16 protein-coding genes are annotated in these 18,585 nt (G+C 68.6%); 9 read left to right on the top strand and 7 right to left on the bottom strand.

Annotated features, from left to right (window positions below; all coding sequences use genetic code 11):
• The first annotated feature begins 265 nt into the window (after window positions 1-265).
• Complete coding sequence (locus JWP60_RS05975) at window positions 266-850, top strand: hypothetical protein (protein WP_299787746.1); 585 nt, start codon at window positions 266-268, stop codon at window positions 848-850.
• Window positions 851-1,617: 767 nt separating this feature from the next.
• Here the strand turns inward: JWP60_RS05975 and JWP60_RS05980 are convergent.
• Together JWP60_RS05980 and JWP60_RS05985 are read right to left on the bottom strand one after the other, a co-directional pair.
• Window positions 1,618-2,604, bottom strand: coding sequence for a tripartite tricarboxylate transporter substrate binding protein (locus JWP60_RS05980; protein ID WP_299787749.1), 987 nt, complete (start codon window positions 2,602-2,604; stop codon window positions 1,618-1,620).
• A 50-nt stretch (window positions 2,605-2,654) separates the two neighbouring features.
• The gene (locus tag JWP60_RS05985) at window positions 2,655-3,767 is read right to left on the bottom strand and encodes a M20/M25/M40 family metallo-hydrolase (protein WP_299787751.1); all 1,113 of its coding nucleotides are present in this window, start codon (window positions 3,765-3,767) and stop codon (window positions 2,655-2,657) included.
• Window positions 3,768-3,915: 148 nt separating this feature from the next.
• On the opposite strand from JWP60_RS05985, the gene JWP60_RS05990 reads away from it, so the two are divergent.
• Window positions 3,916-5,172, top strand: coding sequence for a beta-eliminating lyase-related protein (locus JWP60_RS05990; RefSeq protein ID WP_299787753.1), 1,257 nt, complete (start codon window positions 3,916-3,918; stop codon window positions 5,170-5,172).
• Window positions 5,173-5,208: 36 nt separating this feature from the next.
• Entirely contained in the window at window positions 5,209-6,111 is a 903-nt protein-coding gene (locus JWP60_RS05995) for a LysR family transcriptional regulator (protein ID WP_299787756.1), read from the top strand.
• A 1,150-nt stretch (window positions 6,112-7,261) separates the two neighbouring features.
• Here JWP60_RS05995 and JWP60_RS06000 read toward each other — a convergent pair.
• Genes JWP60_RS06000 through JWP60_RS06015 form a run of 4 tightly spaced genes read right to left on the bottom strand, consistent with a single transcriptional unit; the run spans window position 7,262 to window position 11,460 of the window.
• Window positions 7,262-8,422 carry an alpha/beta hydrolase gene (locus tag JWP60_RS06000; RefSeq protein WP_299787759.1) on the bottom strand — a complete coding sequence of 387 codons (1,161 nt, stop codon included), beginning with the start codon at window positions 8,420-8,422 and terminating at the stop codon, window positions 7,262-7,264.
• Window positions 8,423-8,466: 44 nt separating this feature from the next.
• Window positions 8,467-9,078 (bottom strand): 2-hydroxychromene-2-carboxylate isomerase, encoded by a 612-nt coding sequence (locus tag JWP60_RS06005; RefSeq protein ID WP_299787762.1) that lies wholly within the window; start codon window positions 9,076-9,078, stop codon window positions 8,467-8,469.
• Window positions 9,075-10,460 (bottom strand): FAD-dependent oxidoreductase, encoded by a 1,386-nt coding sequence (locus JWP60_RS06010; protein WP_299787765.1) that lies wholly within the window; start codon window positions 10,458-10,460, stop codon window positions 9,075-9,077. The genes JWP60_RS06005 and JWP60_RS06010 overlap by 4 nt, the downstream gene beginning before the upstream one ends.
• Window positions 10,461-10,494: 34 nt before the next feature.
• The gene (locus JWP60_RS06015) at window positions 10,495-11,460 is read right to left on the bottom strand and encodes a tripartite tricarboxylate transporter substrate binding protein (RefSeq protein WP_299787768.1); all 966 of its coding nucleotides are present in this window, start codon (window positions 11,458-11,460) and stop codon (window positions 10,495-10,497) included.
• A 112-nt stretch (window positions 11,461-11,572) separates the two neighbouring features.
• Here JWP60_RS06015 and JWP60_RS06020 point away from each other — a divergent pair, with 112 nt between their 5' ends.
• Together JWP60_RS06020 and JWP60_RS06025 are read left to right on the top strand one after the other, a co-directional pair.
• Entirely contained in the window at window positions 11,573-12,349 is a 777-nt protein-coding gene (locus JWP60_RS06020; RefSeq protein ID WP_299787771.1) for a GntR family transcriptional regulator, read from the top strand.
• Window positions 12,318-12,491 carry a hypothetical protein gene (locus tag JWP60_RS06025; protein WP_299787774.1) on the top strand — a complete coding sequence of 58 codons (174 nt, stop codon included), beginning with the start codon at window positions 12,318-12,320 and terminating at the stop codon, window positions 12,489-12,491. The genes JWP60_RS06020 and JWP60_RS06025 overlap by 32 nt, the downstream gene beginning before the upstream one ends.
• A 69-nt stretch (window positions 12,492-12,560) precedes the next feature.
• Here the strand turns inward: JWP60_RS06025 and JWP60_RS06030 are convergent, their stop codons facing one another.
• The gene (locus JWP60_RS06030) at window positions 12,561-13,481 is read right to left on the bottom strand and encodes a LysR family transcriptional regulator (RefSeq protein WP_299787777.1); all 921 of its coding nucleotides are present in this window, start codon (window positions 13,479-13,481) and stop codon (window positions 12,561-12,563) included.
• Between the two features lie 97 nt (window positions 13,482-13,578).
• Between JWP60_RS06030 and JWP60_RS06035 the strand changes: the two genes are divergently transcribed.
• From JWP60_RS06035 to otnK, 4 genes are all read left to right on the top strand, one after another.
• Window positions 13,579-14,958, top strand: coding sequence for an FAD-dependent oxidoreductase (locus JWP60_RS06035; protein ID WP_299787780.1), 1,380 nt, complete (start codon window positions 13,579-13,581; stop codon window positions 14,956-14,958).
• Window positions 14,959-14,988: 30 nt separating this feature from the next.
• Window positions 14,989-15,981 carry a tripartite tricarboxylate transporter substrate binding protein gene (locus JWP60_RS06040; RefSeq protein WP_299787783.1) on the top strand — a complete coding sequence of 331 codons (993 nt, stop codon included), beginning with the start codon at window positions 14,989-14,991 and terminating at the stop codon, window positions 15,979-15,981.
• A gap of 97 nt (window positions 15,982-16,078) precedes the next feature.
• Window positions 16,079-17,089, top strand: a complete 1,011-nt coding sequence (gene denD, locus JWP60_RS06045) for a D-erythronate dehydrogenase (protein ID WP_299787786.1) — start codon at window positions 16,079-16,081, stop codon at window positions 17,087-17,089.
• Window positions 17,089-18,357 (top strand): 3-oxo-tetronate kinase, encoded by a 1,269-nt coding sequence (gene otnK, locus JWP60_RS06050; RefSeq protein WP_299787789.1) that lies wholly within the window; start codon window positions 17,089-17,091, stop codon window positions 18,355-18,357. Before denD ends, otnK begins: the two co-directional genes overlap by 1 nt.
• The last annotated feature ends 228 nt before the right edge of the window (window positions 18,358-18,585 follow it).

Here is an 18,585-nt window from a genome sequence, read left to right on the forward strand (position 1 = left end):
TCGTCTCCTTGACAGTTTGGTGGCCGCTCGCGCGGACCACGTTGTGGCTCGGCACACCTACGGTGCGCAACCCACGTTAGTCCTGGAGACGAGCCTCCTCAGAAGAACAAGCCATCTTGTCTAGACCGTGCAATCAGACGCATTGGCTCAATTTGACGGCCAGCTTCTGGACGGCTTGGACTTCTGCTCCCGCGTGTACGCACTATTTGAGTCCATCCGGAGCGGCCCAGATGGCGCATCCCGATTGCGGAGACGACCCACGCGCGTGGAGAAGCGCCTGTTGGAGGAACTCCTCCCAATCTGCACCTATGTGCAGTCGAGCTACCGTCCGGGTCGGTACATGTCGGTTCGGTGGATCGACGGCTCGCAGACTTATGACGCCGAGATAGAGCAGCGTGGCGCGTATGTATGCGAGAACTACTACCCTCCAAAGGCGTACCTGGAGGTGACCTCTGCAGTGCATCCGAACGACCACCTCAGTCGCGAGCTTCTTGACACCGACGGCGTGGCTTTCGGCCTCGACGGGTTGCAGCGCCGAAAGGACCGTTCCATCGAGTCAGTGCCAGTCGGGTACGCCAATCGGAACTTCATCGAGAAGTTTGTCGGCTTCGTCTTAGAGCAACTGGCCAAGAAAGAAAAGAAGCGATATCCGCCCCATACGACCTTGATCGTGCAGTGCACATTGAATCTACCGTACATGCCCGATGAGTGGTCTGACCTAGTGGACCGCGTTAGGTCGGGCGTCTCAACCTCCCAATTCAAAGAGATATACCTGTACGACCCGCTCGGGCGCTACAGTTACACGATCTTTCCCAAGCAGGAGATCGCGGATGGCGCGCACCAGGTCTAGCAGGTCTACAAGGACATCCCGCTAAGTCAAAGAATTCGCTGTTCTCTCTCGCAGCGCGCCGCGGTGAGGGCCCAAGAAGATTGTGGCGAGCCATGGACCGCGCTGGCGCCACGCCCGCGTAGCGAGTTGAGTGGAAGTCGGCTATCGCCTCGCCAGCGCTGCATTTGCTCGGTCAGGTGGTGGCCAGAATGCCTGCAGGTGGTGAGCAGCTGGCTGCAATTGCTGCATGGCTTGCCGAGGTGGAATTGGCCAGCGCTGTCATCGGCCCAGGCTAGATCAACCACTTAGGACGTTGGGGCGCTGGTTGGATTGAATGCCGGCGTCCACTGGCAACCATCGAGCTGCGCCTGGCGGCGCTCGCCTGTGCGCACCGCGACCAGCACCTTCCCTCGCCCGTGGAGGAGGCACACGTGCGGCGGCTCTTGCGCAACGTACGCTCCACCCAGGTCAAGGCCGGGGCCGCACCGAACAAGAAGGCGGCGCTGGACCGATCGCTGCTCAGGACCCTTTGTTCTCCTCGGTCGGAGGGTTCACGAAATACGGCCGCCCCAATCGCTTGAAGCGATAGAAGAGATGGCTCTCAGCCCGGGAACACTGGCGCCCTGGGCGGTTATGGCGTTGCACTGGAGAAAAAATCTCCTCCCGCCAAGAAAAAAGCCACTCCAGTGCGCTGGAGCGAGCCTTGAATGGTTAGCAAGGCCTTAACGGAACGGCTAGCGGAATGCGGGGCTTTTTTGTTGCTGGAGACGGCGCAGGGAGCCAGGGCCTCAGGCCGACGTCGCTCCCGACTCGATCGTCCTTTGCTTCCAGATGGGGATCTCGCGCTTGACGAAGGCCTCGAAGTCCGCGCTGCTCGCCGAAGGCGAAGCCATCAGCCCCTGGCGCGCCAGCTTGGCCTGGTTCTCCGGGTCCTTCAGCACCTTGGAGAGCGCCACGAACAGCTTCTGCCGCGCGTCCGCGGGCACGCCTGCCGCCGCCCACAGCCCGAACCAGTGCTGGATCGCCAGCTGCGGCAGGCCGGCCTCGGCGGAGCTCGGGATGTCCGGCAGCACCGCGTAACGCTGCGGCCAGGTGACGCACAGCGCGGTGAGGCGCTTGTCCGGCAGGTAGGGCGTGATCACCGGCGGCGTGCCGACCAGGATGTCCACGTCGCCGGCCAGCGCGGCCAGCGCGGACGGGGCGCCGCCGCGGTACGGCACGTGGGTCAGTTCAATGCCCGCGAGCCGCTTCAGCGATTCTGCCGACAGGTGCGAGGGGCTGCCCGAGCCCGAGCTGCCGTAATTGAGCTTGCCCGGGTTGGCCTTGGCGCGGCGAATCAGTTCGGCCAGCGAGGTGATGCCCGTGCGCGGGCTCACGGCCACGATGGTCGGCAGGTTCGCCACCTGGATGATGGGCGTGAAGTCCTTGATGGGGTCGTACTTCGAATCCTTGTACAGGGCCGGCCCGATGCCGTGGCTGAAGTTGCCGCCCACCAGGATGGTGTAGCCGTCGCCGGGCGAGTGCGCCACGTACTCGGTGGCCACGTTGCCGCCGGCGCCCGACATGTTCACCACCAGCCCCGGCTGCGGCAGCAGGCCGGACAGGCCCGCGGTCAGCAACCGGGCGACGGCGTCGGTCGAGCCGCCGGGGGGCGAGCCGGCGATGAAACGGATCGGCGCCCGCGGGAAATCGGTGTCGGCCCAGGCGCTGCGGGTGAGCGCGGCGCCTCCGAGGAGGGCGAGGGAACTGCGGGCGAAGCTGCGGCGATCGAGCATGGGGGTGGCTGGGAAATGTGGGCGGATTTGTGCGCGTTGAGTCGGCAGGCTCAGGGCAGCAAGTTCCGTGCAAGCTGCCTATAGAGTTCGGTGGAACCCGTCAGCTGCTGCAGGTTCACGTACTCGGTGGGCTTGTGCGCATGGTCGATATCGCCGGGGCCGAACACCAGGCAGGGCGCCAGCTTGGAATACTCCGAGGCCTCGGTCCCCAGGCCCGCCACGCGCGCCCGGGTGCCGAGGATCGCCTCGGCGCTCTTCACCAGTGCGTGTTCGGGCGGCAGTTCCGGGGGCGGCGCCTCCGGCACCACTTCCAGGTCCAGCTGGTGCTTCGCCGCCGAGGCGCGCACGCGCTCGATCACGTAGCTGGGGTCGAAGGACTTGGAATAGCGGAACTTGATGCGGCAGGTGGCCAGCCCCACCGTGGTATTGGGGAAGGCGCCGTAGTTGTCGATCACGAAATTGAGGTCGGCGAAGGGCGGGTCGTACTGCGGGTCGTGCAGCGAGTGGTCCTCGCGCAGGTGCAGGTGCAGCTCGCGCATGTCGCCCAGGAAGGGGATCAGCGCGATGTTGGCGTTGCGGCCCTTGCCCGTGGAAGAGTGGGCCTGGATGCCGCGGGCGTGCACCGTGAACGCCACGTCCACGCGGTGCCCGCGCAGCACGCCCAGCGCGGTGGGTTCCGCCACCACGAAGCAGCCGGGCGTGTTCTCGCGCAGGAAGGTGCTGCGCGCCACCACTTCGCGCACGCCCTGCTTGCCGGACTCCTCGTCGGAGGTCAGCACCAGCATGGGCCGGCTGGCCGCCGGCAGGCTGTTCGCGGCGGTGATGAAGGAGGCGATGGGCCCCTTCATGTCCGAGGCGCCCAGGCCGTAGAGGAGGTCGCCTTCGATGGCGGCCTCGAAGGGCTTGCGGGTCCAGCCGGTGTCCGGCACGGTGTCCAGGTGGCCGGCGAAGGCCACCCGCGAGCGGCTGCCGGCGCACCGCGCCACTAGGTTCCGCTTGGGCGTGCCATTGGCGTCGACGTAGTCGATATATTCCAGTTCCCAGCCGGCCAGCTCGGTGGCCATCAGGTCGAACACGGGACGGCTGGCGACGGCGCTGCGGGAATCGACGGCGATCAGTTTCTTGGTCAACGCGACGACGCGTTCGGGTTCCTGGTGGGGCATCTGCTCTCGGGGTATGGGGTATGGGGCCTGCGGCCAAAGGTTAAGGCGCGGCCCGGCAAATGACCATCTCGTAATTTCGACGCGAGCCATCGAAAAATTGTCACGCCCGGTGGCGGCTAGCATGGCTCCTGCTCGCGACACTGCACCCATGAATTCCGTCCCCGCCGCCCCCACCTCCCCGACCTCGGCCGCCCTGCCGGTGCACCGGCTGCTGCGCGCCCATGCCGACCGTCACCGCGCCGGCCTGCAGCTCTATGCGGGCTGCAACTATCTCTCGCCGGCGGCCGCACAGGCCCTGTCTTGCGGACTCGGTGCCATGCCCGCCATGGGCGCGCCCTTCGCCAAGCAGCAGCCCGGCACCGACGAGGTTTCGGCGCTGGAGGAACTGGTGGAGTCGCAGCTGCTGGACCTGTTCGGCGGCGCCTGGGCCGAGGCGCGGCTGCCAAGCTGCACCCTGGCCAACGCCGCCGTCTACACCAGCCTTTGCCCGCCCGGGGGGCTGATCGCCACCATCGCCGCGCGCGACGGCGGCCATGTCAGCCAGCAGGCCGAAGGCACCATAGGCATGCTGGGCCGGCGCACCATGGGGCTGCCGTTCGCGGGCGGCCGGCTGGACGACGCGCAGGCCGCCGCCGCCGTCGCGCAGCACCGGCCAGCCATCGTCATGGTCGGCGGCAGCGTGATGCTGCAGCCCTACCGGCTGGAGCAGACCCTGAGCGCCGCCCGGGACGTGGGCGCGGTGCTGGTGTACGACGCCTCGCATGTGCTGGGGCTGATCGCCGGGGGGCTGTTCCAGGACCCGATCGGCATGGGCGTGGACCTCATGACCGCGTCCACCTACAAGTCGCTGGGCGGGCCGCCCGGCGGCATCATCGTCGGCCGCCATTCGGCGCACGCCCAGGCGCTGCGAGCCCAGGTGGTCGGCACCTGGACCTCCAACTACGACGCCGCGCGGCTGGCCTCGCTGTCCATCGCGCTGGCGGAGGCGCGCACCTTCATGCCCGCCTACGCGCGCCACATGGTGGAGAACGCCCGCGCCCTGGCGCAGGCCCTGCATGGCCTCGGCGTGCCGGTCTGCGGCATCAATCCGGGCGACGAATTGCCCCAGACGCACCAGCTGGTGCTGCGCTGCGCCAGCCCGCAGGAGGCGCTGGCGCTCTCCAGGCTGGCCGAGGGCCACGGCATCTACATCGGCACCTGCAGCGTGCCCGGCGACGCCGCCGCCGGCGGCCTGCGGATCGGGACCCAGGCCCTGACGCGCAGGGGCGCGCAGGCGGCCGACATGTTGGACATCGCGTCCTGCATCGCCAGCGTGATGGGGCGCTCGGCGGCCATCGACGTGGCGGCGGCCGTGCGCCGCGTCGCCGGCCGCCTGGGCGGGTTCCACTATGGTTATGCATCCTGAGGCCGCGCCGCCGGGAGCTGAGACGAGGCCCACCCGATGGTGAATGCGAGCTACCGCTATTTCCACGCGATCGCCCAGGAGCGTTCCATCCGCAAGGCGGCGGACCGGGTCCACATCTCCGCCTCGGCGATGAGCCGGCAGATCGCGCTGCTGGAGGAGGAACTGGGCGAGGTGCTGCTGGAACGCCGCGCCCGCGGCGTGGTGCTGACCGGCGCCGGCGCCCTGTTGGCGGAGCACATCCGGCGACTGATGGTGCAGGAGCACGAGTTGCGCGCCGATATGGCCGAACTGAGCGGGCTGCGCCACGGCCACGTCCGCATGGCGCTGGGCAACGGCTTCGCCTCCGGGGTGGCGCACCTGCTGCGGACCTTCAACAGCCGCTATCCCGGCATCACCTGCGCGCTGACGGTGGCTTCCAACGACGAGATCCTGCACGCCCTGGACGACGAAGAGGTCGACCTGGGCCTGATGTTCAGCCCCACGGAGCACCCTTCGGTTGACATCGTCAGCTCGATCGCGGCGCCGCTCGTGGCCGTCGTGCCGACAGGGCATCGCCTCGCCGGCGCCGGCCTGCTGCCCATCTCCGTGCTGCGGGAGGAGCCGCTCGCCCTGCTCAAACCCAGCCACCGCGTGCGCCAGATGCTGCAGGAGGTGGAGGTCCAGGAGGGCATACGCCTGCGCCCGACGCTGGAGAGCAACTCCTACGAGGTGCTGAAGGTCTTCGTGGCCGGCAACATGGGGATCACGGTGCTGCCCATGCTGTCGGTGGCGACCGAGCTTGCCAGCCGCCACCTGGCCGCCGTGCCGCTGGATCACGAGGTCCTGAGCCGCACCGTCGCTTCGCTGGTGGTCCGCCACGGCCGCAAGCTTCCGGTGGCCGCCACCGAGTTCCTGAAGATCCTGCAGGAGGAGCTGGGGCACTCGGTCGGCGGCCCCTGAGCGTGCACCCGGCATCCAGCCCCCGAGAGCGTTCGACTGCGTTCTGGCCTTCTTGCGGCTAGTGCGCTGGATCTCCCGAAGCTCCGCATACTCCTGACGAACGCCGATGTTGTCGCTCGGATTGAGTGACAACATCCACGACGCCGCAATGAGCGCGTCCTTCGCCTCTGGATCGATGTCGAGTCGGCCAGGAGGTACGGGGAACACGTCGGTCTCGCGCGGCGCACGGCCGGCAGCGGAATCCATTGGGATGCTTGCGAGCCTAGCGCGCCAGGGCGACCCGGGCCCATCCCAGACGAGGACTGCGTCGCGAGCGAACGAAACGCCAGAGTCATTGCTCGCTGGTGTGCCCTCGAAATACTGCACCAACGGCAGTGTGCCAGCGGCTGCTCGAGCCACCGCTCGGACGCTCGGCCACCCCGTGCCAGCTACTCTAGTTTTCTGCACAACGAGGTCCAGATCCCCGCACTCCTGCGCGCAGCGCGCATACGAGCCGACAGCCCACACCTTCACGACCCGAAAGGAGCCGCTAAGCACGCGGCCATAGCTCAGGCGATCGCCGACGCACCGCTCGGGTGCAGCGTCGAATGCACCTCATAACTTCTCCAGCTTGCGGCTGAAAACGTCACGTGGAAAGCGTTTGCGTCCGGCGAGTTGCGGATTCGGGGGCGTCGCAGAGGTCAGCATCAGGGGGGGGCGTGTGCGTCGTGTCAGGGAGGTTCGCGCTGCGTTGTTCTCCCATACTGCCGTGCGCGGAAGAGCGTCAAGGGCAGTTGCGTGCCCGAACTGCATCTGACACTCCATGAGACGCCGTGAGCCGTTTTGAGTAGAAAGGCACTGAGCCCTGTAAGGTCGCCTGCCAACCCCGTTTTGCCCGTACCCGCGACGGCGGCGCACTCGGCCCATGCGGAATGGCACGCGTGAAGTCGCCTGCAGCGCTCTTCTGGGCCTTGTTCAAGTGGTCTTCAACGACGCGAGGACCACGGTCAACGGAAGCGCTCATGAGGTTGCTACAGAGAGAGTGACACATGGCTGCGCCCCGCCGAATAGTCTCCGTCTCCCCTGCTCACACATCCGTAGCGCAAGGCGCCGCACTCGCAGCGAAGCCACGTCCACTCCGGTCACTCGCCGCTGCACGTTACGAGCGGCGTCACCCGGCGACTTCGGACAGGAATCCTCCGAGCAGGCTGTTCACCGGATCGGCGCGCTCCTGCTGCACCCAATGGCCGGCGCCCTCGACGAAATGCGTGCCGGCCATGCGCGTGCACACCTCGCTTGTCATGCGCTCCAAGGCGCCGGGCGACTGGTACGCGCCCCAGTCGCGCGCGCCGGAGACGAACAATGCCGGCACGTCGATGGTGCGGCCGGCAAACGCCTTGAGTTCGCCGGTGAAACGCGGGTCCGTTCCGATCCGGTAGCCCTGCAGGCCGCCCTGGAAGCCGGTACGCCCGTATTCGCCCGCATAGACCGTTAGCTCGGGTTTCGGCAACCAGCCGCACGCGGCCACCTGCGCGGGAGTGGGCATCTCCGGCGCCACGGTCTGCGCCATGTCGCGGTCGCGGTCCATCACGTAGTAGGTTGGCATCTTGGCCAGTTCCTCCGCTGCCCACGAGCCCAGGTCGAACGGATCGTTGCCGGGCCAGTCGCCGCTCTTGTAGTGGAAGTAGGCGCGCAGGAAATCCTGAACGCCCTGCGGACAGTGCCACATGTCCTCGTTGGCCTGCCTCGTGGCGTAGTACCAGCGGTAATGCTTGCGCGGGCGAGGCAAGGCAGCGAGCGACTCCGGGATGCCGGCCAGCGGCAGCGCGCCCTTGGCTGGCGCCTTTGCTGGGCCTGTGGGCAGCGCCGGCGCGCCCGGAAAAGCCGCACTCATCATCACCAGCGCGTGGAAGACATCTGGGCGGAGCAGCGCGCACCAAGCCGCGACCGGCGAACCGTAGTCGTGCCCGATCACCGCCGCCACGTGCTCGTAGCCGACGGCCTTGACCAAGCCCACGGCATCCGCGACGCGGTGGATGAAGCTGTAGGGCAGCAGGTCGTCGTCGTAGCGCACGTCGGCACCGCCGCTGCGGCCGTAGCCCCGCAGGTCCGGCGCGACGACGTGGTAGCCCCGGCTCGCCAAGAAGGGCAATTGCCGGCGCCAGCTGTAGGCCAGCTCCGGGAAGCCGTGAAGCAGCAGCACGCAGGGTCGGCCCGCGGTTTCGTGCCCTGCCTCCAGCACGTGCATCACGCAGCCGTTGTTGTTGTCCACGAAACGCGAGCGCACGCCGGCGGGCAGCACGGCGGGGTCATAGGGGATCTGCCAATTCATGTCGGTCTCCTTGCCGGGGCCGCTTGCGCCGGCGCGCGCGATGGTCAGGCGCCGAGGAGGCGCTCGGCGAGCTGGTCGAGCCGGTCCTGCCCCCAGAAACGTTCCCCGCCCAGCACCCAGGTCGGCGAACCGAACACTTCGGCGGAGATAGCGCGCTGCGTATTCTCCCGGTAACGCTCGCGGGTCGCGGGAGCACGCGCGGATTCGACCAGTGCTGTCCCGTCCAGGCCGCAGTCCCGCGCGAGATCCGCGAGCAGGTCCCAGTCGCCGATGTCGCGGTCCTGCGCCCAGAGCGCACGCAGCACCGCGTGCGACAGCGCCGGCGCGTCCCCGCCCGCTGCTGCGGCACCGATCAACAGGCGGCTGGAGGGCTCGCGGTCGATGGGATGGTGCTTCGGCTCAATCGTCAGGGGCAGGCCCAGGCGGTGCGACCAGCGCGCGAGCTCCAGCAGCCGGTAGCTGCGCCGCGCTGCCGGGCGCTGCGCCACCGGCAGGCCACCGGTAGTGGCGAACACCGCGCTTAGGTCGAGCGGCAGCACCTCCACGTGGGCACGGGTCCGCCGCGTCAACTCGGTGAAGCGGCCGCTGCCCAGCCACGTCCACGGACTGGACGTGCTGAGCCAGTACTGGATCGCGACGGGCGCGGCGCCGCTCACGAAGCGCGCACTTCCTCGGCGTGCAGAGGCATCTGCAGCTCGCGCAGTGCGGCCTGCACCCGGTCCAGCGGCACCCGGCGCACTGACACGCCCTGCTCCACCGCGATCGCGGCGGCCACGCCAGCGGCTTGGCCCGTGGCCATGCACGCCGGCATGTTGCGCGAGCGCGCATGCGCCTCGTGGTCCGCGGAGATGCATCGTCCCGCCACCAGCAACTGCTCGACCCCCTGCGGCAGGAGGCAGCGGTACGGAATCTCGTACGGCGGCATGCTCTGGAAATCGACGTCGCCGCCCTTCGGATCGTGGATGTCCAGCGCCGAATTGTCGGCGGCAATGCTGTCGTCGAAGCGGGTCTCGCCGCGCGAGTCGGCACCGGTCAGCGTGTATTCGCCGACGATGTGGCGCGTCTCGCGCACGCCGAGGATGGGCGACACTTGGCCCAGGCGCGCCTGCTCGAAGCCGGGCACGCGCTCCTTGAGGAAGCGGCACACGCCCTCGATCTGGCGATAACACTCCAGGATTGCGTCGGTGAATTCCTTGGGCGAGAACACGTTCACGCCGAGCACGCGCGTGGCATTGACGTACATCTGGCCGTCGGCGGTCTTGAGCGTGATGTTCTCGCGCTGCAGCTTGACGCCGGTCTCGGCCTGGAAGCGGCGCAGCATGCCATTGAAGCCGGTGAGCCACAGGCCGTAATCCAGTCCCGCCTCATCGGCCGGGATGGCGCGCGCCGGTACGTCGTCGCAGGTGCGCGCCCAGTCTGCGAGTCGCTTGAGGTCGACGTTTTTCATGATGAAGTACATCGACACCGGCTGCATCTTCGCCTCACGCTCGCCCGAGCCCATCACGAACGGCGCACCGGCCTTGGCGGCCATGTCGGCGTCGGCGGAACAGTCGATCAGCACTTTCGTCCCGACAAACTGGCGGCCGCTCTTGCTCTCGATGATCACGCCCGTGATTGAGCCGTGCTCGACGTGCGGCGCCGACACGAAGGTCTCAAACAGGATCTGCACGCCCGCCTCCACGCACAGGCGCGTCAGCAGCATCTTCATGATCTCGGGATCGGTCGGCGAGGCGATGTGCACGCCGCCGGTCTTGGTGGTCGCCATGTAGTCGGCACCCGCGCCACCGACCGAGCGCGCCAGGTTCCAGATCTCCAGCGGGATGCCGCCGATGATGGCGCCCGAGGGCTTGGTGTTCAGCCCCAGAGTGAGAATACCGCCGAGGGAGCCGAAACGCTCTATCAGCACGACTTTCCTGCCGCGGCGCGCGGCCGCGATCGCTGCGATTGGGCCGGTCGTGCCCCCTCCAACGATGACGACGTCCGCTTCCATCAGCACCGGAATTTCCCGGGCCGCTTCCTGGATGGTTGTCCTGTTCACTGTCTCTCCTGATTGACTATTACGAGGGCGCGCGTCAGTCGATGTGCGCGCCCGAATCCTTCACTGCCTTGGACCACTTCGTGATCTCGTTGCGGTTCCAGGCTGCGAACTGCTCCGGCGTGTTACCGACCACTTCGGCGCCCAGGACGCCGAGCTTCTCCTTGACGTCGGGCATGCGCAGCACGGCGACCAAGTCGGTGTAGATCTTGTCGACCACGGCCTTGGGCGTGCCCGCCGGCACCAGTGCGCCGATCCACGACACCGCCTCGAAGCCGGGCAGGCCCGACTCCTCCATCGTCGGCACGTTGGGCAACGACGCCGCGCGATGCGTGCTGGTGACGGCCAGCGGCTTCAGCCGCCCCGCGATCACGTGCGGGGTGACGGCCACGATGTTGTCCCACATCAGCGAGACTTGGCCGCTGAAGAGATCGCTGTAGGCGGCGGGCGTTCCCTTGTACGCGACGTGGACCAGGTCGGTGCCCGTGGAGGCCTTGAACATCTCGCCCGCAAGGTGGTTGGAGGTGCCGACTCCCCCGGAGCCGAAATTGAGCTTGCCCGGATGCGCCTTGGCGTAGGCAACGAGGTCCTTCACGTTGTTGACCGGCAGCGACGGGTTCGCCACGAGCACGAGCGGCGTCGTCGCGACCAGGGTGATGGGCGTGAAGTCCTTCAGGTAGTCGTAGTTCAGCTTGCTGTATAGCGACGTGCTGATCGCGTTGGCCACCGTGCCGAAGAAGATGGTGTAGCCGTCCGCTGGTGCGCGCGCGGCCATTTCGCTGCCCAAGTTACCGCCGGCGCCCGGGCGGTTGTCGATCACCACCGGCTGACCCCATTTGTCCGAAAGTTTCTGGCCGACGACACGGGCGATCACGTCCGTGGCGCTGGCGGCGGGAAAGCCGAACAGGATCCTGACCGGCCTGGTTGGCCACGCGTCAGCCGCGTGGGAGCAGGTCGCAGCAAAGGCGGTGGCCGCCGCGAGCGAAACGAGCAGGGACTTCATCGACAAGGTGTCTCCTTCGATTTGGTTCTGGGGCGAGTTCGCGGCGAATACTACAGTGCTCTATAGCACTGGTCAACGAGGTGTGCGACCCGGTACCATCTCGGCCGAGCCCATGAATACGCAAGGAAACATCACCCCGTCCGAGTTGATGGACAGGTACGCACATCCAGGTCTCCCCGGGGTCGCGAAGTACGCGCAGCTGCGCGAGACGCTCACCTCGGCGATCCGGGGGGGCCACTGGAAGCCGGGCAGCCAGCTGCCGGCGGAGCGGGAGCTCGCGCGGCTGACCGGCTTCAGCCTCGGCACGGTGCAGCGGGCGCTGCGCGAGCTCGCCGACCAAGGGCTGCTCGTTCGTACGCAGGGCAGCGGCACCTATGTGGCCGAGGGCCGCGCGGCGATCGACGAACCCATGTACCTGCGCTTTCTCGGCGAGCCGGGGGAGCCGGCCTTCCTGCCCCTGTACCCGAAGGTGCTGGCGCGCAAGCGCATCGCCGAACGCGGGGCCTGGTCCGAGTGGCTGCGGGAGCCGGCCGGGACGGTCGTGCGCATCACCCGGCGCATCAGCGTCAACGGCGAGTTCCACCTGTTCAACCGCTTCTACTTCAGCGCCGCGCGCTTCCCCGGCATCGCGTCGGCGCCGCTGTCCACCCTCGACGGCGCCAATCTCAAGCAACTGCTTGCCAGCGAGGTCAACGTGCCGGTCACGAAGGTGCGGCAGCGCGTCTCTCTCACGAAGCTTCCGGAAGACGCGGCGGCCGCCGTCGGCGTGAAGCCCGGCACGCGCGGCCTGCTGCTGGAAAGCGCCGCGATGGGCGGCCGCGAGCCGCTCTACTTCCTGGAGTCGTTCATCCCGCCGAATGAGCGGCGTCTGGACGTCTCAGCGCCCTGAGGTCCCGGTTTCGGCGCGCGAGCCCGGCTACCCCCCAGGTACAGTCGAGACCACCACGCCGGCGGCGATGGGCACGATCATCCGCAAGGACATCGCGTTCTGGGGCAAGCTGCTGCGGGACTACAACGTGGAGCCGCAGTAGCGGACAGGGACCGGCAAGGGGCGCTTCCTTCCTGTTGCGGGGCGGCCCCCGGCGAGCCCGGCGGACCCCTCAGCCCTCAGCCCTCAAGCTGCCGCGTTCGCGCAGGTTCGCCAGCACCACCTCGATGAAACGTTGCGCCGCCGGCGGCATGGCGCGGTCGCGCAGCCGCAGCAAGCACAGGTCGCGCTTGACCACGGGATCCACCAGCGGCCGGAAGCGGATGCGCTCGCCCAGCTGCAGCTGCTGTGCGTACGAGGGCAGGATCGCGACGCCGAGTCCCTGCGCCACCAGCGCCGCCGCCGTCGCGATCGACGCCACCTCGTAGAGCGTCTGCAGCCGCGCCCCGCTCGCGGCAAGCGACTGCTCGATCACCGCTTCCAACGCGTTGTCGCGCGCGAAGCCGATCAAGGGAAGCTCGCCGAGCTCGCCCCAGGCGACGCGCTCGCGCGCAGCCAGGGGGTGCGCCGCCGGGCAGGCCAGCATCAGCTCGTCATCCATCAGAACATCGATGGCGAACCAGCCACGCTCGCCGCGCTCCAGCGGGCCGATGCCGATGTCGGCTTCCCCCTCCTGCACCAGCCGGCGGATCTGCCGCGGCGTTGCCTCGTCGCGCAGCACCACCCGCACGTCCGGGTTGTCTTCGCGGTACTGCGCGAGCAGGCGCGGCAGCAGCGTCCAGGCGAACGTCGGCGACACCGCGATGACCAGGCGCCCGCGCGCGCGCTCGGCATGCTGGCGGGTGCCGGCCACCGCCCTGTGCAGGTCGATGAGCATCTTCTCGGCGTGCGGCAGGAAGTCGCGGCCGGCGTCGGTCAACTTCACGCTGCGCGTGGTGCGCTCGAACAGCGGCACGCCGATCGCGTCCTCCAGCGTGCGTACCAGCGCTGACAGCGCGGACTGCGTCAGGTGCAGCCGCGTGGCGGCCGCCGAGAAGCCACTCAACTGCGCCACGGCCACGAAGCCCCGCAGTTGCCGGACGGTCACATTCATCGTCGAATTTTGTCAGTCCATCGATTTTTATCGATTGTATTGGTAAGCCGGCCCGCCCAGACTCCCGCCATTCGCCCACCAGGAAAGACACGACGACATGCTGAATCCCGGAACCCTGATCGAGGAAACATTTGATGTGCTGGTGGCCGGCGCGGGCGTCGCCGGCATCTGCGCCGCGCTGGCCGCCGCGCGCCAGGGCGCGCGCACGGTGCTGCTCGAGCCGCGGCCCTTCATCGGCGGCAACGCCGCCACCGGGCTGTGCATCCATACCTTCAAGACGAAGGACGGCCGCCAGGTCGTCCACGGCTTGGCGCAGGAGATCGTCGATCGCCTGGTCGAACAGGGCGGCGCCGTCGGCCACGTGCCGCTGCCCGATGGTTATGTGCACTCGATCACCCCCGTAGACGCCGACCTGTTCCGCATGGAGACCACGGCCATGCTGGCGCGCGCGGGCGTCACCATCCTGTACAACACCGCCCTCGTGGATGCGGACGCCCGCGACGGCCGCGTGCACCGCGTGCTGGTGTGCAGCAAGAGCCAGCTGGGTTACCTGAAGGCAAAAACCTTCGTCGATGCCACCGGCGATGCCGATCTGGCGCACCGCGCCGGCGCGCCGCTGCGCACGGGCTGGCCGGGCACGGGCGCGATGCAGCCGGTCTCCATGATGATGCGCGCCGTCTCGGTGGACACGCGCAAGGCCTGTGCCGCGCTGGCCGAGAAGCCGCCCGCGTTCGCCCGCAAGAAGGGCGTGGCCGAACCGATCCCGGTGTACTTCCATGGCACCTTCACGCGCTGGAACAAGGTCTTGCGCGAAGCGGGCGTGTACGACCACGACGACCACCAGTTCTGGACCAATACCGTCTGGCCGGACCAGCTGAATTTCAACGGCAGCCGCATGGCCAACATCGACGGCAGCAACCCGCTGGCGCTGTCGCGCGCCACGGTGGCGCTGACCGAGCAGTTGCAGAAGCTCGGCGCCTTCCTGCGCCAGCACGTCGACGGCTTCCAGAGCGCGTCCTTCCTGCCCAATGCCTTCGTCGGCGTGCGCGAGACGCGCAATGTGCACGGCCTGTACGAGCTGAGCGAGAACGACATCCGCATCGGCGCGCGCTTCACCGACGCCATCGGCCAGGGCTGCTTCCCGGTGGACATCCACCACCCGGACGGCAAGTCGCAGGAGCACATCGACATCGGCGGCGACGGCGCCTACGACATTCCCTACCGCAGCCTGGTGCCGCGCAGGACCGAGAACCTGCTGGTGGCCGGCCGCTGCATCTCCGTGAGCACCTATGCCCACGGCGCCACGCGCAACATGGCGCCGTGCATGACCACCGGCGAGGCGGCCGGCGTCGCCGCCGCGCTTTCGGCACAGAGCGACGTCGCCTGCGCCGAACTACCGCTCGGCAAGCTGCAGGACGCGCTGCTGGCCGCCGGGGTGTACCTGGGCGAGCCGCTGGAACAGCGCCGCGCGGCCTGAGCTCCGACAATCATCCGAGGAGACCACAACATGGCATCGATCCACCACCCGAGCCGCCGCCGCGCCATGCGCTTGCTGGCAGGGGTCTTGCTGGCCACGGCCGCCTGGGCCGCACAGGCGGACATTTTCCCGTCCAGGCCGATCAAGTTCGTGGTGCCCTACCCGCCGGGGGGCGCCTCGGACGTGACGGCACGCCTGATCGCCGACAAGCTCGGTCCCATGCTGGGCCAGCCGGTGATCGTGGACAACCGGCCTGGTGCCAACGGCATCGTCGCGCTCGAGGCGGTGTCGAAGTCACCCGCCGACGGCTACACGATCCTCATGGGCAACGTGGGGCCGAATGCGATCAACGCCGGCCTCTATCCAAAGCTGCCGTACGACCCGCTCAAGAGCTTCGCGCCAATCATGCTGACCACCACCGTGCCGCTCGTGCTCCTGGTCAACCCCGCATCCGGCATCACCACCACGCAGCAGCTGGTCGCACAGGCCAAGGCCAGCCCCGGCAACGTGAAGTTCGCCTCCGGCGGCCTCGGCTCGGCGACGCATTTGACGGCCGAACTGTTCAAGGACAAGGCGGGCATCGACATCGTCCACGTGCCCTACAAGGGAGACATGCCGGCCATGATCGACGTGATGGGCGGCCACGTGAACTTCACGTTCGCGACCGCCATCGCCGCCGCGCCCTTCATCGCGCAGGGGCGCGTGCGCGTTCTTGCAACGGCGTCCCGGGCGCGGCCGAAGTCGCTGGCGCAGTACCCCACGGTCGCCGAGGCCGGCCTGGCGGATTTCGAGTCCACCTCGTGGGGCGGCGTGCTGGCCCCCGCGGGCACGCCACAGCCCGTGATCGCGCTGCTGCACGACCGCCTGGCCAAGGTGATGGAGCTGCCGGACTTGCGCGAGAAGCTGGAGAAAATGGGCGTGGAGGTCGTCGGCAGCACGCCCGAGCAGTTCGCCGGCTACCTTCGCTCCGAGATCGTGAAGTGGACGACCGTGATCAAGGCCGCCGGCGTCACCGCCGAATAACCGACCGACAGGGGCCCGGCCGCGGGTGGGCGTTGCATCCGACAGTGCGTGCAGCGTCCCACGCGGCGACGCCGCACAGCACCGAAAGAATTGCCAGATGAACATCCTGATCACCGGAGGCTGCGGCTTCCTGGGCGCCCGCCTCGCCCGCACGCTACTGGCCACGGGCAAGCTCGCCCTCGCCGGCGGCGCTGCCCAGACCATCACCAGCGTCACCCTGATCGACCGCGCTGCGCCCCCGCAGGACCTGCAGGCCGACCGGCGCGTGCGCTTCGTCGGCGGCGACCTCAACGAGCTGCTCGCCGCGCGCCAGCAGCCGGAACAGGGCATCGATTGCGTGTTCCACCTGCTCGCGGCTGTCAGCGGCGAGTGCGAGGCCGACTTCGACCTCGGCATGCGCAGCAATTTCGGCGCCACCTCCGCCTTGCTGGAGAACTGTCGTGCTCTCGGCACACAGCCCACCGTGGTGTTCGCCAGCTCGCTGGCGGTGTTCGGCAAGCTGCCGGACCGGCCGGCGCCCACGCAGATCGACGACTTCAGCCTGCCCACGCCGCAAAGCAGCTACGGCATCCAGAAGTTCATCGGCGAGCAGCTGATGGCGGACTACGGCCGCAAGAAGTTCATCCGCGCGCGCAGCGTGCGCCTGATGACGGTGAGCGTGCGGCCGGGGCGGCCCAACGGCGCCGCGTCGGGCTTCCTGTCCGGCATGCTGCGCGAGCCGCTCGCGGGACTGCGCGCGCAGGTGCCCGTGGCCGCCTCCACGGTGGTCGCGCTCGCCTCCCCCGGGCGCACCATCGAAGGCATCATCCGCGCCGCCGAGGCTTCGGACGCCGAATGGGGTCCGCTCACCGCCGTCAACCTGCCGGCGCTGCGCACGACCGTGGGCGACATGGCCGCAGCCCTGCAGCGCGTGGCCGGCACCGATGCCACCGGCCTGCTGCACTGGACGCCGGATCCCGCCATCGAGCGGCTCGTGAGCAGTTGGCCCGGCGACGTGAAGTCAGCCCGCGCGCGCGCACTGGGCCTGCTGCCTGACCTCGACTTCGAGAGCGTGGTGCGCGAGTACGTGCGCGAGAACCCGCAGGCGGTCACGCTGCCGGTGCATTGATGGCGCAGGTGCTCCTCGGCTGCATCGCCGACGATTTCACTGGCGCCACCGACCTCGCGAACAGCCTGGTGCGCGGCGGCATGCGCGTCGTGCAGACCGTGGGCGTGCCGGCTTCGCCGCTGGGCAGCGCTGCCGACGCCGTGGTGATCGCGCTCAAGTCGCGCACCATTCCGGCGGCGCAAGCGATCGCGCAGTCCCTTGCCGCCCTGCGCTGGCTGCAGGCGCAGGGCTGCCGTCAATTCTTCTTCAAGTACTGCTCCACTTTCGACAGCACGCCCGCCGGCAACATCGGCCCCGTCGCCGAGGCGCTGATGGACCACCTGGGCGTCGACTTCACCGTCGCCACGCCGGCGTTCCCGGACAACGGGCGCACGGTCTTCCAGGGGCACCTGTTCGTGGGCGACGTGCTGCTGAACGAATCCGGCATGCAGAACCATCCCCTCACGCCGATGAAGGACCCAAATCTTGTGCGGGTGCTGCAGGCGCAGTGCCGGCGCAGGGTGGGTCTGCTCGATCACGCGACGGTCGCCCGCGGAGCCGAGGCGATCGGCGAACGCAGGGTGGCGTTGAAAGCAGCCGGCGTAGGCGTCGCCATCGCCGACGCGATGACCAACGAGGACCTGTTGCGCCTGGGCGCCGCGCTCAAGGACCTGCCACTGGTGACCGGGGGTTCCGGCCTCGCCCTCGGCCTGCCGGCCAACTTCGGCCTGAAGCCCTCGGACGCCGCCTCGGAACTGCCGCGCGCGCGCGGATCGCGCGCGATCGTATCGGGCAGCTGCTCCGACGCGACCAAGCGCCAGCTGGCCGACTTTGTGGCGCTCGGTGGAGCGGCGCTGGCGATCGATCCGCTGCGGCTCGCCAGCGATCAACCAGTCGTGCAGGAAGCGCTGGCATGGGCGGCGGCGCGGCTCGCGCGCGGTCCGGTGCTGGTGTACTCCACCGCCGCAGCCGGCGTCGTGAAGGCGGTCCAGGGCCGGCTCGGCTCGGAAGGCGCGGGCGCGCTGGTCGAACGGGCCCTGGCCATGATCGCGTCCGGGCTGGTCGAATGCGGCGTGCGCCAGCTGGTGGTGGCCGGCGGCGAGACCTCCGGCGCCTGCGTCCAGGCGCTCGGCATCGAGCAGCTGCAGATCGGGCCGCAGATCGATCCCGGGGTGCCCTGGTGTCACGCGGCCGCGCGCCACGCGCCCGGCGGACTGCACGTCGCCCTGAAGTCCGGCAACTTCGGCAGCGACGACTTCTTCACCAAGGCCTTCGCCATGCTGGCCTGAGGAGACCCCCGCGCCGCGCTTTGCCGCCAATCTGTCGATGCTCTATCCCGAGCACGCCTTCCTGGACCGCTTCGGCGCAGTCGCGTGCTATTCAATTCGCCGCCGACTCCTGGTCGTTTCGGCAATTTCGCGCGGGAACGGGGCAGCGGCGACACGCGGCCGCTCCAGTCCTGGGCAAGATCCATTTCGGTCTGCGAGGCGCGACGCCAACTCTGGCTCGAGCGACTG

The organism is Ramlibacter sp., from assembly GCF_028291745.1.
Taxonomy (GTDB): Bacteria; Pseudomonadota; Gammaproteobacteria; order Burkholderiales; family Burkholderiaceae_C; genus Ramlibacter.

Excerpts from the sequence above, each read along its gene's own strand:
- JWP60_RS05980 (WP_299787749.1), bottom strand. The coding sequence starts at position 2,604 with ATGCTCGATCGCCGCAGCTTCGCCCGCAGTTCCCTCGCCCTCCTCGGA.
- JWP60_RS05985 (WP_299787751.1), bottom strand. The coding sequence starts at position 3,767 with ATGCCCCACCAGGAACCCGAACGCGTCGTCGCGTTGACCAAGAAACTG.
- JWP60_RS05990 (WP_299787753.1), top strand. The coding sequence starts at position 3,916 with ATGAATTCCGTCCCCGCCGCCCCCACCTCCCCGACCTCGGCCGCCCTG.
- JWP60_RS05995 (WP_299787756.1), top strand. The coding sequence starts at position 5,209 with ATGGTGAATGCGAGCTACCGCTATTTCCACGCGATCGCCCAGGAGCGT.
- JWP60_RS06000 (WP_299787759.1), bottom strand. The coding sequence starts at position 8,422 with ATGAATTGGCAGATCCCCTATGACCCCGCCGTGCTGCCCGCCGGCGTG.
- JWP60_RS06015 (WP_299787768.1), bottom strand. The coding sequence starts at position 11,460 with ATGAAGTCCCTGCTCGTTTCGCTCGCGGCGGCCACCGCCTTTGCTGCG.
- JWP60_RS06020 (WP_299787771.1), top strand. The coding sequence starts at position 11,573 with ATGAATACGCAAGGAAACATCACCCCGTCCGAGTTGATGGACAGGTAC.
- JWP60_RS06025 (WP_299787774.1), top strand. The coding sequence starts at position 12,318 with ATGAGCGGCGTCTGGACGTCTCAGCGCCCTGAGGTCCCGGTTTCGGCG.
- JWP60_RS06030 (WP_299787777.1), bottom strand. The coding sequence starts at position 13,481 with ATGAATGTGACCGTCCGGCAACTGCGGGGCTTCGTGGCCGTGGCGCAG.
- JWP60_RS06035 (WP_299787780.1), top strand. The coding sequence starts at position 13,579 with ATGCTGAATCCCGGAACCCTGATCGAGGAAACATTTGATGTGCTGGTG.
- JWP60_RS06040 (WP_299787783.1), top strand. The coding sequence starts at position 14,989 with ATGGCATCGATCCACCACCCGAGCCGCCGCCGCGCCATGCGCTTGCTG.
- denD (WP_299787786.1), top strand. The coding sequence starts at position 16,079 with ATGAACATCCTGATCACCGGAGGCTGCGGCTTCCTGGGCGCCCGCCTC.
- otnK (WP_299787789.1), top strand. The coding sequence starts at position 17,089 with ATGGCGCAGGTGCTCCTCGGCTGCATCGCCGACGATTTCACTGGCGCC.